Origin of the sequence: Paraburkholderia unamae, assembly GCF_003268775.1 — a bacterium.
In the GTDB taxonomy this organism is placed as follows: Bacteria; Pseudomonadota; Gammaproteobacteria; order Burkholderiales; family Burkholderiaceae; genus Paraburkholderia; species Paraburkholderia unamae.
Genome location: NZ_QLSU01000038.1, coordinates 1 through 12958 on the forward strand (window position 1 = coordinate 1; position 12958 = coordinate 12958).

12 protein-coding genes are annotated in these 12958 nt (G+C 64.6%); 4 read left to right on the forward strand and 8 right to left on the reverse strand.

Features of this window, described 5'->3' with window-relative positions; all coding sequences use genetic code 11:
* The coding region (locus tag C7401_RS38390) for a transposase (RefSeq protein ID WP_146757927.1) at positions 1-295 on the forward strand (295 nt) is incomplete at its 5' end.
* A 131-nt stretch (positions 296-426) separates the two neighbouring features.
* Here C7401_RS38390 and C7401_RS38395 read toward each other — a convergent pair.
* The 6 genes from C7401_RS38395 to C7401_RS38420 form a co-directional block, all read right to left on the reverse strand.
* Positions 427-1128 carry an ABC transporter ATP-binding protein gene (locus C7401_RS38395; protein ID WP_112177272.1) on the reverse strand — a complete coding sequence of 234 codons (702 nt, stop codon included), beginning with the start codon at positions 1126-1128 and terminating at the stop codon, positions 427-429.
* Positions 1121-1888 (reverse strand): ABC transporter ATP-binding protein, encoded by a 768-nt coding sequence (locus C7401_RS38400; protein ID WP_112177273.1) that lies wholly within the window; start codon positions 1886-1888, stop codon positions 1121-1123. Before C7401_RS38400 ends, C7401_RS38395 begins: the two co-directional genes overlap by 8 nt.
* Positions 1875-2864: a branched-chain amino acid ABC transporter permease gene (locus tag C7401_RS38405; RefSeq protein ID WP_308012646.1), complete on the reverse strand. Its 990-nt coding sequence runs from the start codon at positions 2862-2864 to the stop codon at positions 1875-1877. Before C7401_RS38405 ends, C7401_RS38400 begins: the two co-directional genes overlap by 14 nt.
* A gap of 5 nt (positions 2865-2869) precedes the next feature.
* On the reverse strand, positions 2870-3742 hold the full coding sequence (locus C7401_RS38410) for a branched-chain amino acid ABC transporter permease (RefSeq protein ID WP_112177274.1): 873 nt from the start codon (positions 3740-3742) through the stop codon (positions 2870-2872).
* A 28-nt stretch (positions 3743-3770) separates the two neighbouring features.
* Positions 3771-5006 carry an ABC transporter substrate-binding protein gene (locus C7401_RS38415; RefSeq protein WP_112177275.1) on the reverse strand — a complete coding sequence of 412 codons (1236 nt, stop codon included), beginning with the start codon at positions 5004-5006 and terminating at the stop codon, positions 3771-3773.
* A gap of 127 nt (positions 5007-5133) precedes the next feature.
* Positions 5134-6369: an ABC transporter substrate-binding protein gene (locus C7401_RS38420; RefSeq protein WP_112177276.1), complete on the reverse strand. Its 1236-nt coding sequence runs from the start codon at positions 6367-6369 to the stop codon at positions 5134-5136.
* 498 nt (positions 6370-6867) lie between these two features.
* Here C7401_RS38420 and C7401_RS38425 point away from each other — a divergent pair, with 498 nt between their 5' ends.
* The 3 genes from C7401_RS38425 to C7401_RS38435 all read left to right on the forward strand — a co-directional run bounded on the left by C7401_RS38425 (position 6868) and on the right by C7401_RS38435 (position 10172).
* On the forward strand, positions 6868-8238 hold the full coding sequence (locus C7401_RS38425) for an MFS transporter (RefSeq protein ID WP_112177277.1): 1371 nt from the start codon (positions 6868-6870) through the stop codon (positions 8236-8238).
* Positions 8239-8381: 143 nt separating this feature from the next.
* Positions 8382-8891: an LEA/WHy family protein gene (locus C7401_RS38430; protein WP_112177278.1), complete on the forward strand. Its 510-nt coding sequence runs from the start codon at positions 8382-8384 to the stop codon at positions 8889-8891.
* A 162-nt stretch (positions 8892-9053) separates the two neighbouring features.
* On the forward strand, positions 9054-10172 hold the full coding sequence (locus tag C7401_RS38435; RefSeq protein ID WP_112177279.1) for a porin: 1119 nt from the start codon (positions 9054-9056) through the stop codon (positions 10170-10172).
* 77 nt (positions 10173-10249) lie between these two features.
* On the opposite strand, the gene C7401_RS38440 is transcribed toward C7401_RS38435, so the two are convergent.
* Both C7401_RS38440 and C7401_RS38445 read right to left on the reverse strand, forming a co-directional pair.
* A complete protein-coding gene (locus tag C7401_RS38440; protein ID WP_112177280.1) occupies positions 10250-11593 on the reverse strand; it encodes a DUF1254 domain-containing protein in 1344 nt (447 codons plus the stop codon).
* Between the two features lie 28 nt (positions 11594-11621).
* Positions 11622-12944 (reverse strand): DUF1254 domain-containing protein, encoded by a 1323-nt coding sequence (locus C7401_RS38445; RefSeq protein ID WP_112177281.1) that lies wholly within the window; start codon positions 12942-12944, stop codon positions 11622-11624.
* Positions 12945-12958 lie beyond the last annotated feature (14 nt).

Consider the following 12958-nt stretch of genomic DNA (forward strand, 5'->3'; position numbering starts at 1 on the left):
GATTGTGCAATGCTGGCAGCGAGCCTGGGAGCACGTCACGCCGTTCTTCGTGTTTCCACCCGAGATTCGACGGGTTGTGTACACGACCAACGCCATTGAGAGTCTGAACATGCAGCTACGCAAGATCATCAAGACCCGGGGCCACTTCCCCACCGACGAGGCTGCCATCAAACTACTCTGGCTGGCGCTGCGCAATGTGCTGGCCAAGTCGGTACGGGCAACCTTCGACTGGAAATCCGCGATGAACCAGTTTGCCATCCTGTTTGGCGAGCGCTTTACGCTCGCCCGAGGTTAGGATCTGTTAAACCGCCTTGCACACAAAAATGCGGATAGGTTCGTGCCGCCCCGCACAGGGGCAACCCTGGCAGACCGACACGAAAACAAGGAAACGCGAAAGCCCCCAGGAACCACGACAAAAAAGAAAAGCTAACGCGCAAAATACATATCGTGCAGCTCATCCACATTCACATCGTTCGCCCGCGCGGCAAACGTCACCTTCCCACCCTGCATCAAATACACTTGATCAGCAAGCCGCAGCGCCATATTAGTATTCTGCTCGACCAGCACGATGGTCCGCCCCGCCGCCTTCAGGCGTTCGAGAATCGCGAACACCTCCTGCACCATCACGGGTGCAAGCCCAAGCGAAGGCTCATCGATCAGCATGAGCTGCGGCGAGGACATCAGCCCGCGCCCTAACGCGAGCATCTGCGCCTGCCCGCCTGAAAGCGTCCCCGCCGCCAACGCGCGACGCTCCTTGAGCAGCGGAAAAAGCGTGTACACCTCATCGAGCTGCGCTTTCGCCCCGGCGCGCCGCGCTTTCGCGAAAGCACCCAGCATGAGGTTCTCTTCGATCGACATGTCGCGGAAAATCATGCGTCCCTCGGGCACCATCGCAATGCCACGTTGCGCCATGTCCCAGGTGGGCACACCCGCGAGCGGCGCGCCGTCGAAGGTGATCTGCCCGCGCTCCAGCGGCACGAGCCCCATGATCGCGCGCAGCAGCGTGGTCTTGCCCGCGCCGTTCGGTCCCACGATAGTCGTGACTTCGCCGCTCGCGATATTGAGCGAGACATCCCACAACACGTTGATCGCGCCGTAGCCCGCGCGGGCGCTGCTGACTTCAAGCATGGGCGGCCTCCCCCGTATAGCTGCGCACGACTTCAGGATCGCGGAACACCTCGGCGGGCGGTCCGTCGGCAATCAGCTTGCCGAAATTGAGCACGCACACGCGGCGGCACAAGTTCATCACGGTTTCGATATCGTGCTCGATGATCAGGATGCCTACCTTATAGCGTTCATGAACCGCCAGCAGCGTCTGCATGAAACGGCGCTTGGTCGCCGTTTCCAGGCCGCCCAGCACTTCGTCGAGCAGCAGCAGCTTCGGCCCCGTGGCCAGCGCTTTCGCTACTTCCAGTGCCTTGAGTTCGGTCAGCGCGAGTTCCGTGGCCGCTTCGCGCTGTGCCTTGGCTTCCAGCCCCATGAACGCCAGGATCTCGTCGATGCGAGCTTCGTCCACGCGTCCGGTGCCAAAGCGTTGCGCGACGATCAGGTTCTCGCGCACGGTCAATTCGTGCATGGGCTGCGGCACCTGAAACGTGCGCCCGATGCCAAGGCGCGCGCGGCGATACAGCGGCGCCTTCAGCAAATCGACGTCGCCGAAGCGGATCGAGCCGCTCGTGGGCCGCACGAGGCCGGAGATCGCGTTGAATAACGTGGTCTTGCCCGCGCCGTTCGGCCCGACGAGTCCCACGACGTCGCGCGTGCCGAGCGACAGCGATACGCCGTTCACCGCCGTGATGCCGCCAAAGCGGATCGACACGTCTTGCAGGCGCAGTTCCGCCGCTTGCTCCCCTTGTTCCACGCCTTCGACTCGTTCAGCTTGCTGCATAAACACCTCGCCGGGTACGTTTGAAGCGCAGCGCGGTCAGCCCAGCCGGGCTCACGATGATCATCGCCACGAGCAGCATGCCGAGCACGATCTGGTGGCCCGTGGGCAGCAGGCTCTTGAGCACGAGCTGATCGACGAGATACACGCTCACCGCGCCCACCAGCGGCCCGAGAATGGTGCGATAGCCGCCGCAGATCGCAGCGATGATCGGCACCACGGCCCAGCTCGCGTTGAACGCATAGTCGGGTTCTAGGAAGTTGATGTAATGCGCGTTGAAGGCGCCCACCAGCCCCGTCATCAAGGCAGAAAGCATCAGCATGGCAAGCTTGAGCATCACGCTGTTCACGCCCACCACGCGTGTGGCGTCCTCCGACTCGTGCATCGCGCGCAGCGCAAGGCCCACGTAGCTGCCGCGCAGCCGCGCATAGATCGCGGCGAACACGAGCACGAGCGTGAGCACCACGAGATAGCCGCCACTCTTGCTGCCGAAGTCGAAGCCCGCGAGCTTCGGCAAGCCCGGAATACTGGAGAGCCCGCTCGCGCCGCCGGTGAGGCCGGACCATTCGGTCGCGACGATGCGAAAAATCTGCGCGTAAGCGAGAATGGCCAGCGCGAAGTACGGGCCCTTCAGGCGCAGCGCGGGCGCCATCGCGAGCGAGGCGAGCGCCGCGCCCACGCCGCCCGCGAGCATGGCGGGAAACACGGGCCAGCCCGCCTTGAGCGTGAGCAGCGCCGAAATATACGAGCCCACGCCGAAGAACGCGGCATGGCCGAAGCTCACCATGCCGCCCAGATTACCGAGCAGCGCCCACGCGAGCGCCACGCCCGCAATGGTGAGCGAGGCCACGGCAAGACTCATCAGATAGAGGTTCTGGCCGAGCACGAGCGGCACGGCCACATAGAGCACGAGCAGCGCCACGGCGAGCGCGGCGATGCGCGAGCCGGACCAGGCGGTTGCCGGTTTCATCGTTTGCATGGATCTCATCCCCTTCGTTTCGCCACGCCGAACAAGCCGTTCGGCAACACGTAGAGCACGAGCAGGAACAGCAGCATGCCCGCGAGTTCCTGAAGCGCCGAGCTGGCGAGCGTGACCGTGAGCGCCTCGGTAATGCCGAGCAGCATGGCGCCCGCCAGCACGCCCGGAATCGAGCCCACGCCCGCGAGCACCGTGATAATGAACGCCTTCACCGTGAGCGCCTCGCCGATCGACGGCTGGATCGCGCTCGACGCGTAGATCGACACCCCCGCGCACGAAGCGAGCAGCCCCGCCACGACGAAGGAGATCAGCTCGGTCTTGCGCGGGTCGATGCCCATGAGACGCGCGGCGTCGCGGTTGCTCGAAATGGCGCGCACGGCGCGGCCATACCACGAGCGCGAGAGCCACCACCACAACGCGAGCATCAGCACCACGCTGATGCCGAACGAAAGCAGCTCGCTGCGCATGGAAAGCAGGTCGCCCAGCATCACGCTGTCCTGCAACCACGCGTTGCCGCTCGAGCGCACGTCGGCGCCCCAGCCCAGCAGCACGGCGTTGGTGAGCACGATGCCGATACCGTAGGTCAGGATCAGCGAGTTCAGCTCACGGTCGCGCTTGATGCGGCTCACGAGGTACCACGCCGCCGCAGCGGCCGCGCACACCACGGGAATCGCGACCGGAATCGCGAGCACGGGATTCAGGCCGAGCTTCGTCTCGAACGTGTAGGCGATATAGGCGGCAAGCAGCACCAGCTCGCCGTGCGCGAGGTTGATGATGCGCATCGAGCCGAACACCAGCGCGAGCCCGAGCGCGACGAGCGCGTACGCGCCGCCCACGAGCACGCCGGAATACAGCGATTGGAGCAACAGGTCGGTCATTGCGACGCCTCCTTCGCAGCGCTAGCGCTCACCATGGCAGCGCGGGATAGTTCAGCTTGCCCGTGGCGCGTTCCTTCGGCCACACGAGCACGATGCGGTCGCCCTGAATCTGCGCCATGTTGTTCTGGAACGACGGGTTGTCGCCGTTCGCCGCGAAGCTCACCTTGCCGATGAGCGTGTCGTGCGGCTTCGCGCGCAGTTCGGCGGCAATGCCGTCCTGCTTGAGCGTGCCCGCGTCGGCGGCGCGCGCCATCGCGTCGAACAGCAGGCGCGACTGCACGTAGGCGAACTCGGCTACGTAGTCGGGTTCCTTGTGGAACGCGGCCTGGTAGGCTTCGACGAAGGTCTTGCCTTCGGCCGAGCCGAACTGCGCCGGATGCGGCAGCATCGCGCAACCGATCACGTTGTTCACGAGGTCGGGAAACTCGGCCGTCATTTTGGGCGTGGCGATCGACCACGCGCCCATCACGGCCTTCAGTTGCGGGCGCAACACCTTGGCCGCGCGCAGGATGCCGATATAGTCGTTCTCGTAGCCGATCATCAGCATGACTTCAGGCTTGTCCTGCAAGCGCACCTTGTTCACGAGCGGCTTGAAGTCCGTCATGGTCGGGTCGAACGCGTGCACGGTCACCGTCGCGCCCTGCGCGCGCATTTGCGTGGAGACTTCGTTGCTCAGGTCGGTGGTGGCCTGCTTCGTCGAGGCAAGAATCGACACGGACTTCACGCCCATCGCGTTCAACTGGCCCACCACGGCTTTCGAGTAGCCCGAAGCGGGTCCGATGCGAAAGAAGCGCTTGAGGCCGCGCGTGGTCATCGCGCTGTCCACGGCGCCCGAGGTGATATAGACGATGCCTGCCTTGTCGGCCGCTTCCGAGGCCGGGCTCACCGAGTTCGAGCCATAGCCGCCCGTAATGGCGAGCACGCCCTGTGAGGCGAGCTTCTCGACGGCCGAAACCGCCTTCGCGGGCTGCGCCTCGTCATCGATCACGGTGAGCGCGACCTTGTGCTTGCCGCCGCCCTTGTTGAAGAGGTCCGCGGCGAGCTTGATGCCTTCGAGCTGGGCGTTGCCCGCGCGCGCCATCGAACCCGTGAGCGGCAACTCCACGCCCACCGGCAGCACGTCGGCGAACGCCGCGGGCGTGTGCGCGAGCAGCGCGCACACGCTTGCCGCGCCCGCGCTCAGGCGCCACGAGGGGCGGGGAAAAGCTCGGAAAAAAGCGCGGAAAACCGTGCTCGGCTTGCTGCGAGTAGCGTTGCGAACCATCGAACCTCCAAACCTTTGTCTCAATGAGATGGAGCGGCGCCGTCGAACGCGGCGCTCGCGCTGTTTCGTTGTTCTATTCGTTTGCTTCGGAGTACGTCATAAGCACTCACGCGAGCGCGGCTTCAGCTCACCACGGCACGCCGGGATACACGGGCTTCGACGTCGCGTAGTTGGCGGGCCACACGAGCGCGAGCTTGCCGTCGTGCGCGAACTGGCCCATGTGCGCCACGTAGTTCGTGTTGTCGCCGCGCGCGTCGAAGCTCACCTTGCCGAGGAAGGTGTCGTCGCGCTGCGTGGCGCGCAGCGTGTCGGCGAGACCACCCTTGTCGAGCGCACCGGACTTCTGTGCCTTGGCGATCGCGTCGAACAGCACTTGCGCGTAGACGAACGACGTTTGCGACTGGTAATTCGAGCTGGTCTTGAAGAGGCGTTGATAGGTATCGGAAAAGTCGCGCTGGTCAGCCGAGCGGTAGTCGGCTGGCGACGACAGCACCGTCGCCCCGTACACGTTCGGCACGAGGTCGGGGAACGACTGCGCCATCTTCGGGCTCGCAAAGGCCCACGGCGCCGCAATCGCCTTCAGGTCGGGCTTGAGCACGCGCGCGGCGCGCAGAATGCCCACGTAGTCGTTTTCATAGCCGAGCATCGCCATCGCGTCCGGCTTGTCCTGCAACTTCACCTTGTTGATGAGCGGCTTGAAGTCGCTGATCGAGGGATCGTAGGCGTGCAGCGTGGTCTTCACGCCCTGCGCCTTGAGCGCCGTGTCGAGTTGCTTCGCGAGATCGCTGGTCGCGTCCTTCGTCGAATAGACGATCGCCACCGACTTCACGCCCAGTGCGTCAAAGAGGCCCACCATGCCCTTCGTGTAGCCGGGTGTATTGCTCACGCGAAAGAAGTTCTTCAGCCCGCGCGTGACCATGTCGTCGCTCGTGCCGCCCGACGTCACGTAGACGAGGCCCGCCTTGCTGGCCGCCTCCGAAGCGGGACCGGCGCAGTTGGAATTGGCCGCGCCCGCAATCGCCACCACGTGCTGCGACGCGAGTTGCTCGACGGCGGCGACGGCCTTGGCCGGGTTCGATTCGTCGTCGACGGCGATGAGGGTGATCTTGTCCTGTGGATGGCGACGGTTGTAGATGTCGGCCGCCACCTGAATGCCGCGATACATCTCGGTGCCCGCCTGCGCGAGCGCGCCGGTGAGCGGCAGTTCCACGCCTACGCGCCACTCCGTGGCGTGCGCAAGCGTTGGCGCAAGCGCGATGGTCAGCGCCGCCGCCAGCGCGCCATGCAGGCGGCGCGGCGCGCGAGCGGGTGTTGCGTTGGGCGCGTGCTGCACAAGCCGCGCTTGCGTCCTGGGTCGCCTCATGTCTCCTCCTTCGCCTTCGCGGGCGCTTGTTTGCTTTGGAGTTTTCCGGCGTGGCGCGTGCGTGGCGCCAACGTCGGACAGGTGCCAGTGTGGTGGAGGCACGCGAGGCCAACAATTCGTTTTCGGAAAAGCGGGCGTTCGGCTGGCTGGAAGTCGGCATTTGTCCCAATGCCGGAGGGCGCGCGCGCGTGCCCGGCCGGGCTTCCGGGCGCGTGGTGCGGGGCATTACCAGTGCACCGAGCCGAGCGGCGCGAGCCGGATCGTATGACTTTACCTGGGCGATCGATCGCGCATCACATCACAACGTGATATAACGTTCGATAGAAGAATGGATCAACCACGCGGATCAGGATGAAGCGACAGCAAGGGACAAATCACTTTTGCCTGAACCGGTCAGTCCCACTTTCCGGCGACTTGGCGCACGCCTGCGCGCCACCGGAACCCTAGTCCTGCGATTTGTCCGAAAAGCCCTATCGCCCTTGTTTCCGGGGGTGCGAAATGAATGCTGATCAGTCGGGAGCCACGCTCCTTTCGGAGGAAGACGCCCATCGCCAGTTGCGCCGCGCTGTCATTGCCAGCACCATCGGCACGACGATCGAATGGTATGACTTCTTCCTCTACAGTATCGTCACCGGCCTTATCTTCGCGAAGCTGTACTTTCCTGAGTCCGACCCGCTCGTCGGCACCCTGCAAGCCTTTCTGATCTACGCCGTGGGGTTCGTCGCCCGGCCGGTTGGCGCGGCCATCTTCGGCCACTACGGCGACCGCGTGGGCCGCAAGGCCACCCTGATCGTCACCCTGTTGCTCATGGGCCTCGCCACCTTCGCCGTGGCCTTCGTTCCGACCTATGCGACGATCGGCGTCTGGGGCGCGGTCCTGCTCACTGTGCTGCGCTTCATCCAGGGCGTGGGCGTGGGCGGCGAATGGGGCGGCTCGGTGCTGATGTCCATGGAATGGGCGCGCACCAATTCGCACCGCGGCTTCGTCGCGTCCTGGCCGCAGTTCGGCGTGCCGGCGGGCCTCTTTCTCGCCAATCTCGCGGTGCTGGCCATGAGCGAGATCTCCGGCAGCAGTTTCTTGACCTGGGGATGGCGGGTGCCGTTTTTCCTGAGCATCGTGCTCGTCGCCATCGGGCTCTATATCCGGCTGAGCATTCTCGAAACGCCGATCTTCGCCAAGCTCCTCGCCGAGAACAGGATCGAGAAAACCCCGATGCTCGAAGTGATCCGCCGCCAGCCCAAGGACATCCTGCTCTCGGCGCTCGCGCGCATGGCCGAGCAGGCGCCGTTCTATATTTACACGGCCTTCGTGTTCACCTATGGCGTGAAAACGCTGCACGTCTCGCGCGACCTCATGCTCACCGCCGTGCTGGCCGCCGCCGTGTTGCAGTTCGTGACCATTCCGCTCTTTGGCCACGTGTCCGACCTGATCGGTCGCAAGCGCATGTACATGATCGGCGCGGTGGCCGTCGGCGTGTTCGGCTTTATCTACTTCGCGATGGTCGACACGAAAAATCCCGCGTGGATTTTCGCGGCCGTGGTGCTTTCGCTCGTGCCGCACGCCATGCTTTACGGTCCACAGGCCGCGTTCATCGCCGAGTCGTTCACGGGGCGGCTGCGGTATAGCGGGGCGTCGCTCGGCTATCAACTGGCTTCGGTGATTGCGGGCGGCCCCGCACCGTTGATCGCCACGGCGCTGTTCGCTTACTACCGCTCGGGCTACGCGATCGCGGCGTATATCCTCGCGTGCGCGGTGGTCAGCCTGCTCGCCGCCTGGCGTATGGGCGACTACACGAACAAGGACATTTCGCGCGAATACGACGACACCCGCGCCTGGGGCGAGCGCGGTCACACTTCGCGGCATGCGTGACCGGCCGCGCGGGAGGCGCTCGATGCTCACGCGAGCGCCTCCACCCGGCGCGCGAACCCGCATCGGATAGCCCGGCAGCGAAAAACGCTACACTTGGCGGCACCCGCCGACTCATCGAAGACTCATCGAACGAGGTGCTCGCCATGCCGGTTGCCCATGCGGGGCGTTCAGCTCGCCTCTTCTCCCTCTTCTGCCTTCTCCTCTCCCTCGTTTTCTGGCTCAGCGGCTGCGCGGGGTTTGGCCAGGACCCGCTGCGGGTCAACGTGGCAGGCATCGAACCGCTAAAAGGCGAAGGGCTGGAGATGCGCTTCAACGTGAAGCTGCGCATCCAGAATCCCAACGATACGCCGATCGAATATAGCGGCGTCTCGCTGCAACTGGATCTCAATGGGCAATCCTTCGCGAGCGGCGTGAGCGATCAAAGCGGCGTCGTGCCGCGATTTGGCGAAGCGATCATCTATGTGCCGCTGACCGTGCCTGCGTTCTCCGCCGTGCGCCAGGCCTTCGCGTTCGCAGGCGGCGCGAGCGCGGGCAGCATTCCGTACGAGATTCGCGGGCGGCTCGCGGGCGGCATCGGTGGCGGCACGCGATTCACCGATCAGGGGAAATTGTCGCTGCCGGTGGCGCCGGGTGGGAGCTTGCTGGGCGAGTAACTGCCTCGCAGAAGGCGACCCATTCCGGCGCGCGCGGCGCCATGCACGACCTGCAATCTCCCCATAAAAACAATGCAGTAGACAACAACTGGCCTGGTCCCTCAAATTGGCACGGTCATTCTATTTTGAATGCCATTAAACCAAGACCAAGAGGAGACAACTATGCGCGTTGGCAAGCACGGAGCGTGCGGTGTAGCGCTGGCTATTGCCGCAGGCAGTGCGGCGGCGGCCGATTCGAACGTCACGCTATACGGCGTGGCCGACACCTATTTGCAGTATCTCGACAATGGCGGCGCCCATACGATCGGCCAGTACAGCGGCGGTTCGACGGGCTCGCTGGTCGGGCTCAAAGGCAACGAAGACCTGGGTGGCGGACTCGCCGCGCAATTCGACGTCGAAGCGGGCTTCAATCTCAACAACGGCTCGCTGTTGATCGACAAGAGCGTGCTGTTCTATCGCCAGGCGTGGGTCGGGCTCAAGGACGAAACGTATGGATCGCTGAGCTTCGGCCGCCAGTACGATGTGGCGTTTCGCATTGTCTACCCGGTTGAGCCGTTCAACGTCAACGAAACGTTGTCGCCGTTCTCGGCCATGGTGCTCGCCGTCGATCGCAATACGCTCTCGACGCAGTACGATCCCGGTCGGTTGTCCAACAGCGCGCTCTACCAGACGCCGCGAATCGGCGGCTTGCAGGGTTACGCGATGTATTCGTTCGCCGCAACCGTCACGGCGCCGGTTCCGGCGACCACGGGCAATACGCTCGGCGTAGGCGTGAACTACACGGGCGGGGCGCTCTACGCGGGGTTTGCCTATACGAACCAGCGGCCGGGAACGCAGACCATCGCCGCCCTGCCCGCCGCGCTGACCTTGCTCGGTACCGAGCACTTCGTCGGTGCGCTCGCCTACCGGCTGGGTATCGTGAACCTGCAATTCAACTACTCGTACCAGCGCGCCGACAATCCCTCGCCGCATACGCTCGCCGCGGTTCTCGGCACGGCGCACTCGCTCAGCATCGCGGAACTCGGCGCAACCATTCAGGCGAGTTCCGCCGATTCCATCAAGCTTGCCGCGCTCTATCGCAACGTACGCGGCGCGCATGACAACACACCGGGCTTCGCGGCGGGTATCGACCATCTTCTGTCCAAGCGCACGAGCGTCTATGCGCGCGTTGGCTACATGAAGAACAACGGCACCGCCACGGTGAGCTGGCCGGGCGTCTCCGTAACCGAAGCGGGCACGAATCAGTTCATGGCGGCCCTGGGCGTGACGCATCGCTTCTGATTTCCTGCGTTCCCACGTAAGCAACAAAAACGGCGACTGCAAGCAGTCGCCGTTTTTATTTCGTTATCCGTATCGAATCAAACGGATTGACGCACGACAGGTGGATAAACAAACCGGCGCGAAATGTGCACTTCTCGCGGGACATAAAGACGTAGCGCCAGATAGAAGCGGCCCGCGGGCGCAGGCAGCCAGTTGGCGCGCAGAACCGGATCGTGCGGCTCCACGGCCGAAATCGCAATGCGCAAGCCGCCGTCCGCGTCGTGGCGCAGGCCGCGTGTACGGTCGCCCAGCGAATAACGCCCTATCTCGTTCTCCGCGAGCATGCAGGTCGCTTTCTCGTAGGCGGTGAGCGACCAGAATGCGTCGACCTGCGGCCCTTGTCCCGCTGCAAAGTACACGACGTAAGTGCAGCCGCCATCGAGGCATGCCCCGCTTGAATCGAAGTCAGCCGTGATGTACATCGCCTCTTCGATGCCCAGTGCGCCGATATAGTTGAGCGCGACCTGCGCGCGTTCGCGATAGTCCGCACCGAACGACTCGCGCACGTCCACCGGCAAGGCCCACCCGCCGCCCAGCGCGAGCGCGGGCGCACCCGAGAGCGCATCCGTCACATGCGCAATGGCGCGCGCCAGGGTCTCGCGCACCCGCGCGTCGAGCGCCTTGCCGGCGCAGCGGGCGCCAACGCCCACCCGCTCAAAGCTTGCCACGCGTTTGCCCTCGGCAAGCGGCGGCGGATTCTCGGCCAGCACCGCGTTGACGACCTCGACGAACCGCATGGCGTCGCCCGGCTTCTCGTTCGGCTGCATGCCCGCGTCGATCCGGCACGGCGCCTGCGCGCTGCCTTCCGGCCCAGGCTCGATGACCAACTGGTCCTGCAAGCGCACGGCATCGGCGAGATCCGCTGCGCCGTCCGCCAGCATGCGACCAATGATCCACACTGTATTCGTGGGGCACGCCACCGGTTGCATGCCCTCGGGCACGCTGCCGCGCCAACCCGGTCCGTGCAGCAGGAACGCGCCGGCCTCGTTGCCGGTCGTGCGCGTGCCGATACAGCCGAACGGATTCGTGTACATGTCGAGCAGACCGAGCACGTAGTACCGCGCCTGCATCGCGGGCACGCGGATCACGATAGGGCCCGCGCTCAGGTCCAGCCATGCATTCGAGTACAGCGTGTCGTTGTTTGGCGTGACGACCCGGCGATGTTGCGGGCCGAGCAGTTCGCGCACATGGAGCCACTGGTTCGCCCAGCGTTGCGAGGCGTCGGCCGCGGAACCGGCGAGACGCCCGGCTGCGTCGGTACGTGGGCAGGTTGCCGAGCGCATGCGCGCCATTTCGTACAGCGGCAGCGCGAACTGCACCGCTTCGACGGCCAGATCGAACAGACCATCAAACTGCGGATCGGAATCAGGCGTGGGTTTCATGTTCACAAGCGGCGTTGGTCATGGTTAGTCATGGTTGGTCATTCACGGCCCGAACCGGGGGAATCGCGTAAAGCCCTTCGAGGAAAGACGTTTGCGGGTGATAAAGGCGCAGGATCAGATAGAAGCCGCCCGCCGGCGCGGGCAACCAGTTCGCGGACGAAGGCGGCGGCGCGTGCTGGATCCGGATACGCAGGCCGCCGTTGGCGTCGTATTGAAGCCCTTGCGTGCGGTCACCGATCGCATAGCGCCTGATCGGGTTGTCGACGAAAAAACGATCCTCGCCATAGAGCGACAGCGACCACAGCGCATCGACCGGCGGCAACTGGCCCGGTGGAAAATAGAGTTCGTAGCGACGGCTCCCGGCAAGAAGCTGCCCCGCGTCGTCGAAATCGGCAGTGGCGTAGACCGCTTCGTCGGCGGCCAGCGCACCCAGGCCTTTCATGGCGATGCACGCTCGCAACACATGATCGTTTCCATAGCGACCGAGTCCGAGGCTATACGCCCAACCGCGCCGGGCGCGATTCGTCGTGAACGCGGCGATCAAACGTTGGGCGTCCACGTAACCCTGGCGCAAACCATGCTGAACCGCTGCCGGAAGCAACGTGACGTCGTTCGGCCCCCGTTCGCGCAAGCCCGCGCGCACGAGCATCTTCACGAGCGCTGCCTCGTCCTCGCGCACCGGAAAGTCGGCCAGCGAGTCGAACACGCTCTGGAAGAAGTCGAGCGCGCGATCTCCGCGCTCGGGCCATCGGCTCACGCACGCGGGCCCTGCGCTCTGCGGCCCGTGCAGACGAAACGCGCGTGCAACCTGCCGTGCGGCCGGCAGATCGTCGTCGCCGTGCACCAGCACGCGGCCAAGCAACCACACGAGTGCCGTGGGACATTCCACCGGAATACCCGGCGCATCCACTCGCTGGCCGCGCGCGTGCAGCACGAACCGGCCGCCGTTTGCGCCCGCTTTGCGTGCGCCGATATTGACGAAGTTGTTCGTGAAGGCGTCCAGCAGTTCGATCACGTAGTAGCGATCCGCCTCGATGGCGGGAATCTCGAGCACGACGGGCCCCGCACCAAGATCGATCCAGCCGTTCAGATAGAGGAAGTCGTTCGCCGGCGTGACGATGTCGCGATCTTCGTGGGTCCAGCAACGCTCGCTCGCGTGAATCGTGTTGAAGGGCGAGCGCAGCGGACTCGTCGAATGCGCCAGCGTGTGCAGCGCGCACGTGCGCATGACTTCGACCACGGGATAACGCGCGAGCGCAAGCGGCCCGGCCGCCATTCTGACGAGCGCGGTGAGCGGGTCGTCGACGTGTTCCGGCATTGCCTCGTTGAGGCTCATTGTTGGGTTGTACATAACAGTTTCCGGTT